The sequence below is a fragment of the Pseudomonas sp. LBUM1651 genome (genome assembly GCF_059716135.1).
In genome coordinates, this window is the sequence record NZ_CP166805.1 from 2,762,296 (window position 1) to 2,780,249 (window position 17,954).

12 protein-coding genes are annotated in these 17,954 nt (G+C 59.6%); 10 read left to right on the forward strand and 2 right to left on the reverse strand.

Translation table 11 applies throughout. The features are described from left to right. Positions 1 to 211 precede the first annotated feature (211 nt). Entirely contained in the window at positions 212 to 1,180 is a 969-nt protein-coding gene (locus ACA066_RS12925; protein WP_497699530.1) for a hypothetical protein, read from the forward strand. A 159-nt stretch (positions 1,181 to 1,339) separates the two neighbouring features. Continuing rightward, the gene (locus ACA066_RS12930) at positions 1,340 to 2,011 is read left to right on the forward strand and encodes a DUF3313 domain-containing protein (RefSeq protein ID WP_497699531.1); all 672 of its coding nucleotides are present in this window, start codon (positions 1,340 to 1,342) and stop codon (positions 2,009 to 2,011) included. Between the two features lie 398 nt (positions 2,012 to 2,409). On the opposite strand, the gene ACA066_RS12935 is transcribed toward ACA066_RS12930, so the two are convergent. Further along, on the reverse strand, positions 2,410 to 3,201 hold the full coding sequence (locus tag ACA066_RS12935) for a hypothetical protein (RefSeq protein ID WP_497699532.1): 792 nt from the start codon (positions 3,199 to 3,201) through the stop codon (positions 2,410 to 2,412). Between the two features lie 324 nt (positions 3,202 to 3,525). Here ACA066_RS12935 and ACA066_RS12940 point away from each other — a divergent pair, with 324 nt between their 5' ends. Next, positions 3,526 to 4,491 carry a hypothetical protein gene (locus ACA066_RS12940; protein WP_497699533.1) on the forward strand — a complete coding sequence of 322 codons (966 nt, stop codon included), beginning with the start codon at positions 3,526 to 3,528 and terminating at the stop codon, positions 4,489 to 4,491. An 89-nt stretch (positions 4,492 to 4,580) separates the two neighbouring features. Here ACA066_RS12940 and ACA066_RS12945 read toward each other — a convergent pair whose 3' ends face one another. Then, complete coding sequence (locus ACA066_RS12945; protein WP_497699534.1) at positions 4,581 to 5,006, reverse strand: YciI family protein; 426 nt, start codon at positions 5,004 to 5,006, stop codon at positions 4,581 to 4,583. A gap of 157 nt (positions 5,007 to 5,163) precedes the next feature. Between ACA066_RS12945 and ACA066_RS12950 the strand changes: the two genes are divergently transcribed. From ACA066_RS12950 to ACA066_RS12980, 7 genes are all read left to right on the forward strand, one after another. After that, positions 5,164 to 5,607 carry an SRPBCC family protein gene (locus ACA066_RS12950; protein ID WP_497699535.1) on the forward strand — a complete coding sequence of 148 codons (444 nt, stop codon included), beginning with the start codon at positions 5,164 to 5,166 and terminating at the stop codon, positions 5,605 to 5,607. 232 nt (positions 5,608 to 5,839) lie between these two features. Next, positions 5,840 to 6,340, forward strand: coding sequence for a thiol peroxidase (gene tpx / locus ACA066_RS12955; RefSeq protein ID WP_403019055.1), 501 nt, complete (start codon positions 5,840 to 5,842; stop codon positions 6,338 to 6,340). A gap of 178 nt (positions 6,341 to 6,518) precedes the next feature. Further along, positions 6,519 to 7,835, forward strand: coding sequence for an MdtA/MuxA family multidrug efflux RND transporter periplasmic adaptor subunit (locus tag ACA066_RS12960; RefSeq protein ID WP_497699536.1), 1,317 nt, complete (start codon positions 6,519 to 6,521; stop codon positions 7,833 to 7,835). After that, positions 7,832 to 10,936 carry an MdtB/MuxB family multidrug efflux RND transporter permease subunit gene (locus ACA066_RS12965; RefSeq protein ID WP_497699537.1) on the forward strand — a complete coding sequence of 1,035 codons (3,105 nt, stop codon included), beginning with the start codon at positions 7,832 to 7,834 and terminating at the stop codon, positions 10,934 to 10,936. The genes ACA066_RS12960 and ACA066_RS12965 overlap by 4 nt, the downstream gene beginning before the upstream one ends. Next, a complete protein-coding gene (locus ACA066_RS12970; protein ID WP_497699538.1) occupies positions 10,933 to 14,040 on the forward strand; it encodes an efflux RND transporter permease subunit in 3,108 nt (1,035 codons plus the stop codon). The genes ACA066_RS12965 and ACA066_RS12970 overlap by 4 nt, the downstream gene beginning before the upstream one ends. Next, positions 14,037 to 15,506, forward strand: coding sequence for an efflux transporter outer membrane subunit (locus ACA066_RS12975; protein WP_497699539.1), 1,470 nt, complete (start codon positions 14,037 to 14,039; stop codon positions 15,504 to 15,506). The genes ACA066_RS12970 and ACA066_RS12975 overlap by 4 nt, the downstream gene beginning before the upstream one ends. A 266-nt stretch (positions 15,507 to 15,772) precedes the next feature. Continuing rightward, entirely contained in the window at positions 15,773 to 17,854 is a 2,082-nt protein-coding gene (locus ACA066_RS12980) for a putative bifunctional diguanylate cyclase/phosphodiesterase (RefSeq protein WP_497699540.1), read from the forward strand. Positions 17,855 to 17,954 lie beyond the last annotated feature (100 nt).

The following is a 17,954-nucleotide window of genomic DNA, read 5'->3' on the forward strand; positions in this document are numbered from 1 at the left end:
TTCTGTGGCGAGGGAGCTTGCTCCCGCTGGGGCGCGCAGCGGCCCTATGCATTCATCCAGACATACTGCCGGCGACTGCTACGCAGCCGAGCGGGAGCAAGCTCCCTCGCCACAGGTGATCTCATCGCTCTGGTGTTTTTGCTTGGGGCAGTGTTCCCGTTTTGATAGAGTCCGCGCCTCACAAGGAAGTCAGTAAAGAAAGGAGTCTGGTTTGAGCGCGGGCAAGAAAATTCTGGGGCTGATCGCACTGGTGCTGATGGCGGCCCTGTGGGGCAGTTACTTTTATTTGTTTCAGGAAAACCGCAACGGGCAACTTGGGGAGTCATCCGACAGTTCTGCCTGGTGCGGAACGCCACCGGCCAGCGACGCGGCGGCCCTGGGCAAGGATTGGCTGACACTGCGCATCACCAACAATGTGCGCGGCGAATTCATGCTCTCGGGGGCGGTCATCGTGTCCGAGCGTACCTTCGATCGTTATGACCTGGGCCGCAACGAAATGCGCCTGCGCTTGGAACCGTTGCAGTGGTCATACGGCGTCACGCCGATTTTCCTGGAGCAGGTCAGGGTCAAGCCGCTGAGCCGCAATCTCTCCTCACTCGACAAGAGCGCCTACGCCGAGCTTGAAGCCCGGCCCATCGGCGTCCAGGGCAGGTCGCAAGCGTTTCCGTTCGATAGCTATCGCTATGGCTACAAACCCGTGCTGTACATCCTCAAGGGCAATGAACGGATTGACCTGAAGTTCAAGCGCATCACCACACGCATGGAGATGTCCAACACCTTCACGCCGATTCAGAAGTACAACCGCGTCGAGTACATCAACGAGAAGAATTCACTGGTCCGCGAAGAGGATTACAAACCTTACGCGGCCAATGAATGCGCCTTCAGCGTCGAGCGCAAAGACTCGTTCAAAGTGATCGTGCTGCTGTTGTTGCTGGTGATCTGCCTGCCGCTGATGCACGTGTTCTATCGCGACGAGCCGGGCATCGACTTTCTGGCGACGCTGGTGAGTATCGGCGCGATACGGGTGCTGTTGGTGGGGCCGTTGAATGACTTTCAGCTGCACAACATCGACTTCCTGTTCGGCGCCGCGATTTTGCTGGTGGGCACGGTGTCGTTGATCAAGGCGATGCGGGCCAATAGTCGGCGGGAGTTGGCGGCGAAGAGTGGTTCGTCCTGGTGATTGATATTGGAAGCCGTGTCGAAGCCACTGCCGACACGGCCTCGTATTGTGCACTAACGAATGAATATTGAGATTTATCAGAACAAAAAGTGCGGCATTGGCTATACCTGTAACACCTGTTTCCCAAACTGATGTCGACCGCCTTACAGGAGTTACAGCATGAAGCTTGCGTTAATGATGAGCACACTGTGCATTGCCTCGATCGGCTCGGTGGGTTGCACCAGTTCCAAGGTCGAGCCGGACCAGTATTCGGGGTTTCTCAAGGATTACAGCCAGCTCAAGGAAGCCAAATCCCCCTCAGGGGCGGTGGTGATGCGCTGGATCGATCCGAAGCTCGACATCAACAAATACAAAAGCGTGTATGTCGAACCGACCCAGCTGTATCCCAAGCCTCAGCCGACCGTGAAAATCCCTCAGGCCACGTTGAACGGGATCACCAGTTACTACGATCAGGCGCTCAAACGCGAGATAGGTAAATCCCTGCCTCTGGCTGCAGGCCCTGGCCCGGGTGTGATGGTGGTGCGCGCGGCGATCACTGCTGTCAGCAGCAAGACCCAAGGCCTGAAACCTTATGAAGTGATTCCGATTGCCCTGGTGGCGGCGGCGGTGAGTACCGCCAGCGGTATTCGTGATCAGGATACCGACCTGGCCACCGAAGCAGTGTTCCTGGATGGCGGCAACAATAAAGTGCTTGCCCAGGTGGTGCGCAAGGGCACTGGCAAACCGCTGGAAAACGAGGCTCAGGTGATGAAGGCCGATGACGTGAAAGGCGTGATCGATGGCTGGGCTTCGGATTTGCATCAGTCGTATCTGAAGCTCAAATCTCAATGATGCATTGGGGCTGATGGCCCCATCGCCGGCAAGCCGGTCTCGCTCCCACAAAGAAACTGAGTCGAACATGCATTTTAGTGTTCACTGGAGATCAAATGTGAGAGCGAGCCTGCTCGCGAAGACGGTCGTTCAGTCGCCAAATCACTCCCGATAAACCGCCGGCAATACCGACGCCCATCATCCCCACGTATCACCTCACGACTGTCCTGAACTTCGCACTTTGCTGGTTCACCGCCCGGGTGCAACAGGCCTCACTGGTAATACCTCGAGCTTCTTCCCGCATAGTGATAAAGCTGGATTGGTTGACGCTGACGTCCTGGGCGCCAACCCCACAACTGACGAACATGGACATCAGGCTGAAACCGGCTGCGCGAAGTGCAATGTGCATGGCGAAATCCTTATTTACCGAAGGTGACGTTGAGGCCGGCGAACAGCGTGAATTGCGGCAAGCCCTCACCCTTGTGTTCGACGGTCCACTGCGGCTCGATGAATACATTGAGGATATTGTCCCCTGATTTCCAGACCTTGCCGGCACCCAGACCAAGCGGGATGTAATGGTTATCATTCTTCAGGTCGAAGGTCCAGGTTGCGGTTGAGCGCAGGTACCAACCTCTATCCAGGTTGTGAATGACAAACGGTTGCAGGGTGGCTGATTCGACATGCGGGCGGTCGCTGTCGCCAGCGAAGGAACTCTGGTATTGCACCAGCGCGCCGAGCAAGCCACGGGGCGATGAATCGATCGCAATGGCCGCCAGCCCCGCTTGCCATTTGCCGGTGCCGAGCTCGTCCTTATCGGCATACGGCGCGGTGATCTGCGGGCCGATGCCCAACTGCACGCCCTCGGTCTTGAGCAGGAAGATATCGAACAGGTTCAGATCACCTTCACCGGTGCTGTAACCCCCGTGTGGGTCGGGGCGTGTGCTGATCGGCGCGGTGGCGCGCAGCAATTGCGGGACGCCGATGAAGTCATTGGGCGCAATCGGCAACGTGCCGCGCACCAGCAGATCGTTGGTGTGGATGTTCGAGTCGTAGTATTTCGGGGTGTAGTAGTCCTGCAGGTTCATCCCCGGCGCGAGATTTAACGGGTTGTTACTTTTGTTCGCCGTGTCGGCGTTGTCTGCGTGGGCACAAACGGCAGACGTTATTGAAGCCGCCAACAAAAGGGCGCTCGCTCCTGGATTCGTCGACATGATTCCCCGGTTCCTTGGTGGCTCATTGGTCTACTCGGCACTTGGCGGCCGTTACTGAGTAATCTCTTTCCTATCAAGCCTGTAGGACACGTCTGATGACGTTAGCAGTTGCCGTCGGCTTATCCAGTCGAAGGGATGAATTCGTTGGTGTCGAGTACCGCTGAAACGATAACCCGCCAATCGTGTGAATTTGAATAAAAAGCACCCCTTCTAGTGCGGATTCGCCTTAACGATCTGTCATTTGTGACAGTTCCAGGCGGGGCACTTTTTGCTGATAGTTGCAGAGGCGAATTTCAACCCCCCGTCGATTATCGAGACCAGGCCATGACTGCTGAATTCAAAGCCCTATCCACTGTTGAAAGCCCTTGGGAACAGGCCCGACTGATCATCAATGGCAAGGAGGTGCGATGGAACGGCGCCATCGTCCTGCGCCGCGGCCAGGAAAACGAAGTGAGCGTGGAAGCTCCACCGTCCATCGCGAAGCAGCTCTGCCTGGGCCTGGCTGAAGATGGAGGCCTGAACATCGGGGCCTCTCCTGCTTTTCAACACTGGGTGGACCCCGTCGGTGGCCGGTTCAATTGGAAGCTCACCCCGAGCGATGGCAAGAGTGGTGATATCAATCTGGTGTTTTTCAGCAGGGAAGTACTCCCGCCATGGCCACTCCCGTGCCGGGTCATGTCACTTGACCTGCGGGATGAGGTGAAGGTCCACTTCAACGGTACCGTATATAACCCTGGTAGTGCCGCTTATCCAGTGCGAGGGACCCCTTACACAGTCCGAATACAACCGGCGCCCGGTAGTCCATCCATCAACCTCAATGCGGTCGTGGACTGGGAAATACCGCCCACAGAACTGGACGTGACTCTCGAACCAATACCCGGCACCCCTCAAGCGCTGAAAGTGGAAGGCACTGATTGGAAGTTGATTTGCGGGAACACCAGAGACGGCAAATTTTCGATGAGCGTGTATCTGGAGGACGATCCCGACATCAGCCTTGAACTGCTGTTGGAGTTGGGAAATCACAATCCCAAGTTTTTTCTGGGGACGATTGGCAAGGGGACCGTTGGCAATCAAATAACGCTGTCGACTTTGTCCCTGGATCCTATGCTCCGTCGTGTACCTGGCATGGCTATCCAGTGGAGTTGGCGAGATGGCGTGCTTTTGACTGGCGTCACCAATAACCTGGGTGCCAGCTCAGTGACGTTTGATGCGAGGCAGGTGAACGGGCTGGTTTCAGTTGAGACCTATGTGCGTGGCGAGCCTCATTCAGTAAAAACCATCGAAATTTGAGCCCTGGGTTTTGTTCTGGTCGCTCTCGTTTCGCAGAAGTGTATTGACGGTTTTCGGGGCGCCAGGCCCCCGAAAACCGAAGTACGCACTCAGCGCTTGTTCATCTGCTCACGCTGTCGCTCCTCCTGCTCCCGCAGCTCGGGCGTGAACTCGGCACCGAAATCCTCGGCCTCGAACACCTGGCGAATCTCGATTTCCGCCTCTGTGCCCGGCATCGGGTTGGGGCAGCGTTTGACCCACTCAATCGCTTCCTCTTTCGACTTCACCTGCCACAGCCAGTAGCCGGCGATCAGTTCTTTGGTTTCGGCAAACGGGCCGTCAATCACTGTGCGTCTGTCGCCCGAAAAACGTACGCGGGCGCCCTTGCTACTCGGGTGCAAACCTTCGCCCGCCAGCATGATACCGGCCTTGACCAATTCCTCGTTGTAATTGCCCATGGCTGTCAGCAGCTCTTCGCTGGGCATCACGCCGGCTTCAGAGTCCGGGCTGGCTTTGACAATGATCATGAATCGCATGGCGGTGTGTCCTCTGGATTTGAATGATTCACTGTATGGTCGATTGGTGATTAGCCAAATTGACAACGTTTCAAATAACGTCAGTGAAATTTTCGACCCGCATTTCGTTATCAGTATTGCTGGCCTGCCCATCCATCGACCAACGGAATGCGCCCTCATGCCGACCCTGGAACTCACCACGCTTATCCCCGACTGCACGCCCGAACAAGTCCTCGACTTCTGCCTGGAGGGTGTGAATTTCCCGAAGATCTTCCCCGAACGCATCACGCCGCTGGGTGATATCGACCTGACTAACCTGCGTATCGAAGCCGGTCGCCAGTTCCGTTTTCGGCACTGGATGTTCAACGTCATTCCGGCAAACTGGACGGTGGTGATCCGTGAAGTCGGCGACCGGCATTTCATCGATGAAATGCTCAAGGGGCCAATGGCTGCCTTTCGTCATGAACATCGGGTGGAGGCGGGAGAGGGCGGTACGCTGTACACAGACCGTGTGACGTATTCGGCGATTGGCGGTGCGCCTCTGGAATGGTTGATGGTCAACGGGTACATGCGACGGATTTTCGAGGCGCGGCATCGCAATATGTTGAGGTTGCTGAGCTAACGCAGATTCTGTAGGAGCAAAGCTTGCTCGCGAACGGAACGCTGCGGTGTGCCTGTCTGACCGCGTTATCGTTCTTCGCGGGCAAGCCATGCTCCTACAACGGATCGGTGTTGTACCGAGTTTGGGGATGACACTTCACAATTTGTATCCGCCCATAGGTCGTCGGACCATTTCGTGGTTAACTTCGGCCTCTTCAAAATTCTCCACACCAACGTTCAGAAGGACTCCGTTCATGGCTCAAGTCACTCTTAAAGGCAACCCGGTTCAAGTCAACGGCCAACTGCCACAAGCCGGTTCCAAGGCGCCAGCCTTTTCCCTGGTTGCCGGCAATCTGTCAGACGTGACCCTGGCGAACTTCGCCGGCAAGCGCAAAGTGCTGAACATCTTCCCAAGTGTCGACACCCCGACCTGCGCAACTTCCGTGCGCAAGTTCAACGCCCAGGCCAATGACGTCGCCAACACCGTGGTGCTGTGCATCTCCGCTGACCTGCCGTTCGCCCAAGCCCGTTTCTGCGGTGCCGAAGGCCTGGAAAACGTGCAAAACCTGTCGACCCTGCGCGGTACCGAGTTCATCGAGAACTACGGTGTGGCCATTGCCGACGGCCCACTCAAAGGCCTGACTGCCCGTGCCGTCGTGGTCCTGGACGAAAATGACAACGTGCTGCACAGCGAACTGGTCAGCGAAATCGGTCAAGAGCCAAACTACGAAGCGGCCCTTGCCGTTCTGAAATAAGCATACCTTTACAATTGTTAACGGCCTGGCCCTGTCCAGGCCGTTTTCATTTGTGCTTCAGTGTCTTAGATAAATCTCCTGTTACGTAAGCCGAAGGTAAATTGCCGGTAAAGGCGCTTTGCTAAATACCCGCCAGTGCTTATCGTTCAGCCTCCCGTAGAAGAAGCCCACGCGCCCAATGGTTGATCATTCAATGCAATCCTCCGCTTCCCGTAGTCCCCGTCGCTGGCTGTTCGGCCTGCTTGTCCTGTTGGTCATCGCTGGCCTGTGCTGGAAATTCTGGCCCGGCAGCGCTGCGCCAAAAGAAGGCGCAGGACAAAAAGCCGTGGCGGGGCACACCGGCCGCTCGGGTGGCATGCGTCCGGGTTTCGGTGGGGCGACCGGGCCGGTTCCAGTGCGCGTGGCGCCGGCGGTCAAGGGTGACTTCCCGTTGTATTACAAGGCGCTGGGCACCGTGACGGCGTTGAACACCATCAATGTGCGCAGCCGGGTGGGCGGCGAGCTGATCAAGGTGTCGTTCGAAGAAGGGCAGATGGTCAAGGCGGGCGATCTGCTGGCAGAAATCGACCCGCGTCCTTACCAGAACGCCTTGCTGCAGGCCGAAGGCACCTTGCTGCAAAATCAGGCGCAACTGAAAAACGCTCAAGTCGATGTCGAACGTTATCGCGGCCTGTACCGTGAAGACAGCATCGCCAAGCAAACTCTGGACACCGCCGAAGCGCTGGTCGGCCAGTACCAAGGCACGGTCAAGACCAATCAGGCGGCGGTCAACGACGCCAAATTAAATCTCGAATTCACCAAAATCCGCGCGCCGATTACCGGTCGTGTGGGCCTGCGTCAGCTCGACGTCGGCAACCTGGTTGCCGCCAATGACACCACGGCGCTGGCGATCATCACCCAGACCCAACCGATCAGCGTTGCCTTCACCTTGCCGGAAAACAGCCTCGACGTGGTGCTGGCCCGCTATCGCAGCGGCGCCAAACTGCCCGCCGAAGCCTGGGACCGTGGCGACACCAAAATGCAAGCCACCGGCGTATTGCAGAGCCTCGACAACCAGATCGACGTCACCACTGGCACCCTGAAATTCAAGGCACGCTACGAAAACCGCGATCAGGCGCTGTTCCCCAATCAGTTCGTCAACGTCCATCTGCTGGCCGACACTCTCAAGGACGTGGTGCTTGCACCGTCGGCAGCTATCCAGTTCGGCACCAATGGCACCTTCGTCTATGCGATGGATGGCGACAAGAAAGTCACGATCCGTCAGTTGAAGGTCGGTGCCAGCGACGGTGAAAACACCGTGATCACCGAAGGCCTGACGGCGGGCGATCGCGTGGTCCTCGAGGGCACCGACCGCCTGAAGGAAGGCAGCGAAGTAGAAGTGGTCAATGACACCAAGGACGTGCCGACCACCCCGACCGGGCACCTGCAGGGCAAATCGGCGACCAACGCGACTGAGCCGGCCACCACCGACAAGGCGAAAAAGGGCGGCGCATGAACATCTCGCGGCTGTTCATCCTTCGCCCGGTCGCCACGACCCTGAGCATGCTGGCCATTATTCTGGCCGGTGTGATCGCCTATCGGCTGCTGCCGGTGTCGGCCTTGCCCCAGGTCGATTACCCGACCATTCGCGTGATGACCCTCTATCCCGGTGCCAGCCCGGACGTCATGACCAGCGCCGTGACCGCGCCGCTCGAACGTCAGTTCGGGCAGATGCCCGGCCTGACCCAGATGGCCTCGACCAGTTCCGGTGGCGCTTCGGTGCTGACCCTGCGGTTCAGCCTCGACATCAACATGGACGTTGCCGAGCAGCAAGTGCAGGCCGCGATCAACGCCGCGACCAATTTGCTGCCCAAGGACCTGCCCGCGCCGCCGGTGTACAACAAGGTCAACCCGGCGGACACCCCGGTGCTGACCCTGGCGATCACGTCCAAGACCATGTTGCTGCCCAAGCTCAATGACCTGGTCGATACACGAATGGCGCAGAAAATCGCCCAGATCAGCGGCGTCGGCATGGTCAGTATTGCCGGCGGTCAACGTCAGGCAGTACGGATCAAGGTCAACCCCGAAGCCCTCGCAGCCAACGGTTTGAACCTGTCCGACGTGCGCACCCTGATCGGTGCGTCCAACGTCAACCAGCCCAAGGGCAACTTCGACGGCCCGACCCGGGTCTCGATGCTCGATGCAAACGATCAACTGACCTCGCCCAAGGATTACGCCAACCTGATCCTGGCCTACGCCAACGGTGCGCCATTGCGGCTCAAGGACGTGGCGGAAATCGTCGATGGGGCGGAGAACGAACGCCTGGCGGCATGGGCCAATGAAAACCAGGCCGTGTTGCTGAACATCCAGCGCCAGCCCGGCGCCAACGTCATCGAAGTGGTCGATCGGATCAAGGCCTTGCTGCCGAGTATCACGGATAACCTGCCGGCCGGCCTCGACGTCACCGTGCTGACCGACCGAACCCAGACCATCCGCGCGTCCGTCACCGACGTGCAACACGAATTGCTGATTGCCATTGCGCTGGTCGTGATGGTGACGTTCCTGTTCCTGCGGCGCGCCAGTGCCACGATCATTCCTTCTGTGGCCGTGCCGCTGTCGTTGATCGGCACCTTCGGCGTGATGTACCTCGCCGGTTTTTCGGTCAATAACCTGACCCTGATGGCCCTGACCATCGCTACCGGTTTCGTGGTGGACGATGCGATCGTCATGCTGGAGAACATTTCCCGATTCATCGAAGAGGGTGACAGCCCGTTGAACGCTGCGCTCAAGGGCGCCAAACAGATTGGCTTCACCCTGATTTCCCTGACCTTGTCGCTGATCGCCGTACTGATCCCGTTGCTGTTCATGGCCGACGTGGTGGGGCGCCTGTTCCGCGAGTTTGCGATCACGTTGGCGGTGGCGATCCTGATTTCCCTGGTCGTGTCGTTGACCCTGACACCGATGATGTGCGCGCGGCTGCTCAAGCGTGAACCCAAGGAAGAAGAGCAGGGCCGTTTCTACCGGGCCAGCGGCGCAACAATTGATTGGATGATCGCGGCTTACGGGCGCAAGTTAAAGTGGGTTCTCAAGCATCAACCGCTCACATTGCTGGTAGCGATCGGCACCCTGGCGCTGACCGTGTTCCTTTACATGGTCGTGCCGAAGGGCTTCTTCCCGGTGCAAGACACTGGCGTTATTCAGGGCATTTCCGAGGCGCCGCAGTCGATTTCCTTTGCGGCGATGAGTGAGCGGCAACAGGAACTGGCCAAGGTGATTCTGGCGGACCCGGCCGTCGAGAGCCTGTCGTCCTATATTGGTGTCGATGGCGACAACTCGACGCTCAACAGCGGTCGCCTGCTGATCAACCTCAAATCCCACAGCAATCGTGACTTGAGCGCTACCGAGGTCATCACCCGCCTGCAACCGGAACTGGACAAGCTGGTCGGCATTCGCCTGTTCATGCAACCGGTGCAGGACCTGACCATCGAAGACCGGGTCAGTCGCACTCAGTACCAATTCAGCATGTCATCGCCGGACTCCGAGCTGCTCAGCCTGTGGAGCGGTCGGCTGGTCGAAGCACTGGCCCAACGGCCGGAACTGACCGACGTCGCCAGTGATTTGCAGGACAAAGGCTTGCAGGTTTATCTGGTGATCGACCGCGATGCGGCGTCGCGGGTCGGGGTGTCGGTGTCGAACATTACCGACGCGCTGTATGACGCCTTCGGTCAGCGGCAGATTTCCACCATCTACACCCAGGCCAGCCAGTACCGCGTGGTACTGCAATCGCAGGCCGGCGAGAAAATCGGCCCGGATGCGCTGAACCAGATTCACGTCAAGACCACCGATGGCGGGCAAGTGCGCCTGTCCAGCCTGGCGCATATCGAGGAGCGTCAGGCGCAACTGGCGATCACTCATATCGGCCAGTTCCCGGCGGTGATGATGTCCTTCAACCTCGCGCCCGGCGTGGCGCTGGGGCATGCGGTGGAAATCATCGAGCAGGTGCAGAAAGACATCGGCATGCCGATTGGCGTGCAGACCCAGTTCCAGGGCGCGGCCGAAGCGTTCCAGGCGTCGTTGTCGAGCACGTTGCTGCTGATTCTGGCGGCGGTGGTGACCATGTACATCGTGCTCGGCGTGCTCTACGAGAGCTACATCCACCCGATTACCATTCTCTCGACCTTGCCGTCCGCGGCGGTCGGTGCCTTGCTGGCGTTGCTGTTGAGTGGCAATGACCTGGGGATGATCGCGATCATCGGCATCATCCTGCTGATCGGTATCGTGAAGAAGAACGCGATCATGATGATCGACTTCGCCCTCGACGCCGAGCGCAATCAGGGCATGGACCCGGAGACGGCGATCTATCAGGCGGCGCTGCTGCGTTTCCGGCCGATCCTGATGACCACGCTGGCGGCGTTGTTCGGTGCAGTGCCGTTGATGCTGGCCACCGGTTCCGGCGCTGAGCTGCGTCAGCCGTTGGGTCTGGTGATGGTCGGTGGTTTGTTGGTCAGCCAGGTGCTGACCTTGTTCACCACGCCGGTGATTTACCTGTACTTCGACCGCCTCGGTCGGCGCTGGGGCCGTCAGTCCGAGCCCGTGGAAGTGGTCGAACAGCCATGAACCTCTCCGGACCTTTCATCAAGCGCCCGGTCGCAACGATGTTGCTGAGCCTGGCGATCATGCTGCTGGGCGGGGTGAGCTTCGGTTTGCTGCCGGTGTCACCGCTGCCGCAAATGGACTTCCCGGTGATCGTGGTCCAGGCCAGTCTGCCGGGCGCGAGCCCCGAGGTGATGGCCTCGACCGTGGCTACACCGCTCGAACGCTCCTTCGGCGCCATCGCCGGGGTCAACACCATGAGCAGCCGTTCCAGCCAGGGCTCGACCCGGGTGATTCTGCAATTCGACCTCGACCGCGACATCAACGGCGCGGCGCGGGAAGTGCAGGCGGCGATCAATGCCTCGCGTAACCTGCTGCCAAGCGGGATGCGCAGCATGCCGACCTACAAGAAGGTCAACCCGTCCCAGGCACCGATCATGGTGCTGTCGCTAACCTCGGACGTGCTGGAAAAGGGCCAGCTTTACGATTTGGCCTCGACGATCCTGTCCCAGAGCCTGTCCCAGGTGCAGGGCGTGGGTGAAGTGCAGATCGGCGGCAGCTCTCTGCCGGCAGTGCGCATCGAACTCGAACCCCAGGCGCTCAACCAGTACGGCGTGGCGCTGGACGATGTGCGCAACACCATCGCCAATGCCAACGTGCGCCGGCCGAAAGGCTCGGTCGAAGACGGCCAACGGTTGTGGCAGGTTCAGGCCAACGATCAGCTGGAAAAAGCCAAGGATTACGAGTCGCTGATCATTCACTACGCGGACGGCGCGGCCCTGCGCCTGAAAGATGTGGCGAAAGTCAGCGACGGCGTCGAGGACCGTTACAACAGCGGTTTCTTCAACGATGACGCGGCGGTGCTGTTGGTGATCAACCGTCAGGCCGGCGCCAACATCATCGAGACGGTCAACGAGATCAAGGCCCAGCTCCCGGCCTTGCAAGCCGTGCTGCCGGCCAGCGTCAAGCTGAACCTGGCCATGGACCGCTCGCCGGTGATCAAGGCAACCCTGCACGAAGCGGAAATGACCCTGCTGATCGCCGTGGCGCTGGTGATTCTGGTGGTGTTCCTGTTTCTCGGTAACTTCCGTGCCTCGCTGATTCCGACCCTCGCGGTGCCGGTGTCGCTGGTGGGCACCTTCGCGGTGATGTACCTGTACGGGTTTTCGCTGAACAACCTGTCGCTGATGGCGCTGATCCTGGCCACCGGGCTGGTGGTGGACGATGCCATCGTGGTGCTGGAGAACATCACCCGGCACATCGACGAAGGCGTTCCGCCAATGAAGGCCGCTTACCTCGGGGCGCAGGAAGTCGGTTTTACGCTGCTGTCGATGAACGTCTCGCTGGTGGCGGTTTTCCTGTCGATCCTGTTCATGGGCGGGATTATCGAAAGCCTGTTCCGTGAGTTTTCCATTACGCTGGCGGCGTCCATCGTGGTGTCGCTGGTGGTCTCGCTGACCCTGACACCGATGCTGTGCGCCCGTTGGCTCAAGCCGCATACGCCGGGTGAGGAAAACCGCCTGCAACGCTGGAGCCAGCGCGCCAACGAGTGGATGGTCGGCAAATACGCCACCAGCCTGGACTGGGTGTTGCGTCACCGTCGGTTGACCTTGCTCAGCCTGATCGTGACAGTTGGCGTTAACATTGCGCTGTATGTGGTTGTTCCTAAGACCTTTATGCCGCAACAGGACACCGGTCAACTGATCGGCTTTGTGCGCGGCGACGACGGTCTGTCGTTCACAGTGATGCAACCGAAAATGGAAATCTTCCGCCGCGCCGTACTCAAGGATGAAGCGGTGGAAAGCGTCGCCGGCTTCATCGGCGGTACCAACGGTACCAACAACGCCTTCATGCTGGTGCGCCTGAAACCGATCAAGGAGCGGGGCGTTTCCGCGCAAAAAGTCATCGAGCGCCTGCGCAAGGAAATGCCCAAGGTCGCCGGCGCACAGTTGATGCTGATGGCGGATCAGGACCTGCAATTTGGCGGCGGCCGCGAGCAGACCACCTCGCAGTATTCCTACATCCTGCAAAGCGCCGACCTGGGCGAGTTGCGCCAGTGGTATCCGAAAGTGGTGACCGCGCTCAAGGCGTTGCCCGAGCTGACCGCCATTGACGCCCGTGAAGGACGCGGCGCGCAGCAGGTGACCCTGATCGTCGATCGCGATCAGGCCAAACGCCTGGGGGTCGACATGGACATGGTCACCGCCGTCCTGAACAACGCCTACAGCCAGCGACAGATTTCGACCATCTACGACAGCCTCAACCAGTATCAGGTCGTCATGGAGGTCAATCCGAAGTACGCCCAGGACCCGATCACCCTCAAGCAGGTTCAGGTGATCACCGCCGATGGCGCGCGAATTCCACTGTCGACCATCGCCCATTACGAAAACAGCCTGGAAGATGATCGCGTCAGCCACGAAGGCCAGTTCGCCTCCGAGAGCATTTCCTTCGACATGGCCGAAGGCGTGACGGTGGAGCAGGGCACGGCGGCCATCGAGCGGGCGATTGCCCGGCTCGGCATGCCGGAAGACGTGATCGCGAAAATGGCCGGCACCGCCGACGCCTTCGCCGCGACGCAGAAGAGCCAGCCGTGGATGATTCTTGGCGCGTTGGTGGCGGTGTATCTGGTGCTGGGCGTGTTGTATGAAAGCTACATCCATCCGCTGACCATACTCTCGACCTTGCCGTCGGCCGGGGTCGGCGCGTTGCTGTCGATCTATGCGTTGGGCGGTGAATTCAGCCTGATCTCGTTGCTCGGGCTGTTTTTGCTGATCGGTGTGGTGAAGAAAAACGCCATTCTGATGATCGACCTCGCATTGCAACTCGAACGACATCAGGGCCTTGAACCGCTGGAGTCGATACGCAGCGCCTGCCTGCAACGTCTGAGACCGATTCTGATGACGACCCTGGCGGCCATCCTCGGTGCGTTGCCGTTGCTGCTGAGCCGCGCCGAAGGTGCGGAAATGCGTCAGCCACTGGGCCTGACCATCATCGGCGGGCTGATTTTCAGTCAGGTGCTGACCCTTTACACCACCCCGGTGGTTTACCTCTATCTCGACAAACTGCGCCATCGCTTCAACCACTGGCGTGGGGTGCGTACCGATGCTGCTCTGGAAACTCCGCTATGACTGACCGTTCGCTTATCAACCTGTCTGCACCGCTGATTACAGCCCGAGGCTTGCGTTTGTTGAGCCTGTCGCTGTGCGTGGCGTTGCTCAGCGCCTGCGCCGTCGGCCCGGATTACCAGCGCCCGCAAACCGCCGCGCCGGTGCAGTACAAGGAAGCGGCCGGTTGGCGTCAGGCCAATCCAAGTGATTCCCTGGCTCGCGGTGCCTGGTGGGAGTTGTATGGCGATGAACAACTGAACGGTCTGATCGAGAAACTCAACAGCGCCAACCAGACGGTTGCCCAGTCCGAAGCCCAATACCGTCAAGCCCAGGCCCTGGTGCGCAGTGCCCGCGGTGCGTTTTTTCCGACCGTGGACCTGACCGTCGGGAAAAACCGCTCCAGCCAGGGCACCGGCAGCAGCAGTTCGAGCCTGACCAGTTCCTCCAGTGGTATCCGCGACACCTATACCGCACAGGCTGGGGTCAGTTGGGAGGCCGACGTCTGGGGCAAGCTGCGCCGCGGGCTGGAAGCCGACACCGCCAATGCCGAGGCGAGTTTTGCCGATCTCGCGGCGATGCGCCTGAGCCAACAGTCGGAACTGGTGCAGAACTACCTGCAATTGCGCGTGATCGATGAGCAGAAACGTCTGCTGCAAGCAACGGTCGAGGCCTATCAGCGCTCGCTGAAAATGACCGAAAACCAGTACCGCGCCGGTGTTTCCGGCAAGGACGCGGTGGCTCAGGCCACCACTCAGCTCAAGAGCACCGAGGCCGACCTGGTCGATCTGATCTGGCAGCGTGCCCAGTTCGAGAACGCCATCGCCGTACTGATCGGGCTGCCGCCGGCCGAGTTCAGCCTCGCGGAAACCCAGAACATCCCGGTCTTGCCTGAGGTGCCACTGAACCTGCCTTCGCAATTACTGGAGCGCCGCCCGGACATCGCCTCCGCCGAACGTTCGGTGATGGCGGCCAACGCCAACATCGGCGTGGCCAAGGCGGCTTACTACCCTGATCTGACACTGAGCCTGAACGGCGGTTACAGCAGCAGCACGTCGTCCAACTGGATCAGCGTGCCGAACCGCTTCTGGTCGGTCGGTCCGCAACTGGCGATGACCTTGTTTGACGGCGGACAACGGTCCGCCGAAGTCGACCGTAGCGAAGCGGCCTATGACGAGACCGTCGCCAAGTACCGCCAGACCGTGCTCGACGGCTTCCGCGAGGTGGAAAATTATCTGGTCCAGCTCAAGGTCCTGGAGAACGAATCGGCCGTGCGTCAGCAGGCCCTGGACGCGGCGCGCGAGTCCTTGCGCCTGACCCGGAATCAGTACAAGGCCGGGTTGATCGCTTATCTGGATGTGGTGGTGGTGCAAGCCACGGCGCTGAACAACGAACGCAACATGCTGGACTTGTTGCAGAGCCGGCTGATTGCCAGCGTGCAGTTGATTGCGGCGTTGGGTGGCGGTTGGGATGGCCAGCTCGACCTGTAGGAGCCGAGCTTGCTCGCGATAGCGGTGTACCAGCCGACATCTATGTTGAATGTGAATCCGTCTTCGCGAGCAAGCTCCGCTCCTACAGGACCGCGGGGTGTCCACGGACATTGATCCAGAGGAGTCGCCAGCAATCAAACAAGTGTTTCATCGGGTTGATGGCCATTTGCTAATTTTGTCAGTGCGTTCTTTCATGCAATCAGTACAATCGCCCGATTTGCCCCCCGAGAATGGAAGCAGTACGGCGGGTAGTCTCGAGAAGTCCCATGCTCATCGGTAGTTATTCTCCTACGCTGGTTATCATTTCGCTCTTTGTGGCGATTCTGGCTTCCTACACCGCGCTCGACATGACCGGGCGCATCACCACTGCCAAAGGCCGTGCGGTGCATTTTTGGACGGCCGGCGGCGCTTTGGCGATGGGCATCGGCGTGTGGTCGATGCATTTCATCGGCATGCTCGCGTTTGAACTGCCGATTGACCTCGGCTACGACGCCACCCTGACGGCCCTGTCGCTGCTGACCGCGATCCTGTCCTGCGGCTTTGCCCTGTGGCTGGTCAGCCAGCCACAACTGCCGAGCTGGCAACTGGCGTTCGGAGCGCTGGTGATGGGCGCGGGCATCAGCGCCATGCACTACACCGGCATGGCCGCCATGCGCATGCAGCCGGGCATCGATTACGACCCCACACTGTTCGGTGTCTCTCTGCTCATCGCCGTCGGCGCGTCGGGCGCTGCGTTATGGATCGCCTTCCGCCTGCGCCGGCACACGCCCTATGTCAGCCTGTTTCGAGGCGGCGCGGCGGTGATCATGGGCATTGCCATTGTCGGCATGCACTACACCGGCATGGCCGCCGCGGGTTTTCCCGACGGCAGTTTTTGTGGCGCGGCGGTCAGCGGTTTGAGCGGCAAGGGCCTGGCCAGCCTGGTGCTGATCACTACAATGGCGGTGTTGAGCATTGCCTTGCTCACGTCGATTCTCGATGCGCGCCTGGAGGCTCGCACCGCCGGTCTGGCCCGCTCGCTGACAGAAGCCAACCGCGAACTCACCCAATTGGCGCTGCACGACCCCCTGACCGGTCTGCCAAATCGGGTGTTGCTGGCTGACCGTATAGGCCAGGGCATGTCGAAGGTGCAGGAGCAGGGTGGCTGTTTTGCCTTGATGTTCATCGATCTGGATGGTTTCAAGCCGGTCAATGATGCATTCGGCCATCATATGGGTGATCAGTTGCTACGCGAAGTCGCTCTGCGCCTGCGTGAGGATTTGCGTAGCCAGGACACGCTGGCGCGCATTGGCGGCGATGAGTTCGTGCTGCTGGTGCAACTGGCCGATGAGCATGATGTACTGAGTCTCGCGTCCCGGCAGGTCGGGCTGATCGCGCGCTCTTTCCGCGTCGCCGAACATGATTTGCAGATCTCCGCCAGCGTCGGCATTGCCCTTTATCCGGGAAACGGCCAGACCGCCGAAGAACTGCTGATGAACGCCGACGCCGCGATGTATCACGCCAAGGGCACGGGCAAAAACGGCTACAGCTTCTTCGACGCCTCGATGAACAGCAACGCGCGCAAACAGCTGCAATTGCTGCAAGACCTGCGCAATGCCGTGGACCAGCAACAATTCAGCCTCTACTACCAGCCAAAATTCGACGCCGGCAACGGCCGGCCAGTCGGCGCCGAGGCGTTGTTGCGCTGGGTGCATCCGACGCAGGGCATGCTGATGCCGGACAAATTCATCGAACTGGCGGAGAAGACCGGGCTGATCATTCCGATAGGCGATTGGGTGCTCAACGAAGCCTGCCGGCAGATGCGCGAATGGTACGTGCTCGGCTACACCGACTGGCGCATCGCGGTGAACCTCTCCGCTTTGCAGTTTTGCAATGCAGGCCTGGTCCAGAGCGTCGCCAAGGCGTTGGTCACGCACCATTTGCCGGCTAACAGCCTGACCCTGGAAATAACCGAAACCACCGCCATGAGCGACGCTGATGCGAGCATGACGGTGCTTAAAGAACTCTCGGAGATGGGTGTCGACCTGTCGATCGATGATTTTGGTACTGGTTATTCGAGTTTGATGTACCTCAAGCGCTTGCCGGCCAACGAACTGAAAATCGACAGGGGTTTTGTCCGCGACCTGGAACGCGACAGCGACGATGCGGCCATCGTTTCCGCCATCGTCGCCCTTGGCCAGGCGCTGGGTTTGCGCATCGTCGCCGAAGGCGTGGAAACCGATGTGCAGCAGGATTTCCTGACTCAACTCGGTTGCGACTCGTTGCAGGGCTATCTGCTGGGGCATCCGCTGCCGGCGGAGCGATTCATGGTCGATATTCTTCGCGGGGAGCGGTTGGCGGTAGGTTGACACACTCCTGTGGCGAGGGAGCTTGCTCCCGCTCGGCTGCGCAGCAGTCGTAAACCGACCAGCTCGGTTTGCCTGAAGAACTGCGGTGGCCGATGTTGGG

What these genes read in the sequence shown, in the direction of transcription:
- ACA066_RS12950 (WP_497699535.1), top strand. Translation starts at nt 5,164, where the DNA reads ATGCCGACCCTGGAACTCACCACGCTTATCCCCGACTGCACGCCCGAA.
- ACA066_RS12930 (WP_497699531.1), top strand. Translation starts at nt 1,340, where the DNA reads ATGAAGCTTGCGTTAATGATGAGCACACTGTGCATTGCCTCGATCGGC.
- ACA066_RS12935 (WP_497699532.1), bottom strand. Translation starts at nt 3,201, where the DNA reads ATGTCGACGAATCCAGGAGCGAGCGCCCTTTTGTTGGCGGCTTCAATA.
- ACA066_RS12945 (WP_497699534.1), bottom strand. Translation starts at nt 5,006, where the DNA reads ATGCGATTCATGATCATTGTCAAAGCCAGCCCGGACTCTGAAGCCGGC.
- ACA066_RS12965 (WP_497699537.1), top strand. Translation starts at nt 7,832, where the DNA reads ATGAACATCTCGCGGCTGTTCATCCTTCGCCCGGTCGCCACGACCCTG.
- tpx (WP_403019055.1), top strand. Translation starts at nt 5,840, where the DNA reads ATGGCTCAAGTCACTCTTAAAGGCAACCCGGTTCAAGTCAACGGCCAA.
- ACA066_RS12960 (WP_497699536.1), top strand. Translation starts at nt 6,519, where the DNA reads ATGGTTGATCATTCAATGCAATCCTCCGCTTCCCGTAGTCCCCGTCGC.
- ACA066_RS12940 (WP_497699533.1), top strand. Translation starts at nt 3,526, where the DNA reads ATGACTGCTGAATTCAAAGCCCTATCCACTGTTGAAAGCCCTTGGGAA.
- ACA066_RS12975 (WP_497699539.1), top strand. Translation starts at nt 14,037, where the DNA reads ATGACTGACCGTTCGCTTATCAACCTGTCTGCACCGCTGATTACAGCC.
- ACA066_RS12980 (WP_497699540.1), top strand. Translation starts at nt 15,773, where the DNA reads ATGCTCATCGGTAGTTATTCTCCTACGCTGGTTATCATTTCGCTCTTT.
- ACA066_RS12970 (WP_497699538.1), top strand. Translation starts at nt 10,933, where the DNA reads ATGAACCTCTCCGGACCTTTCATCAAGCGCCCGGTCGCAACGATGTTG.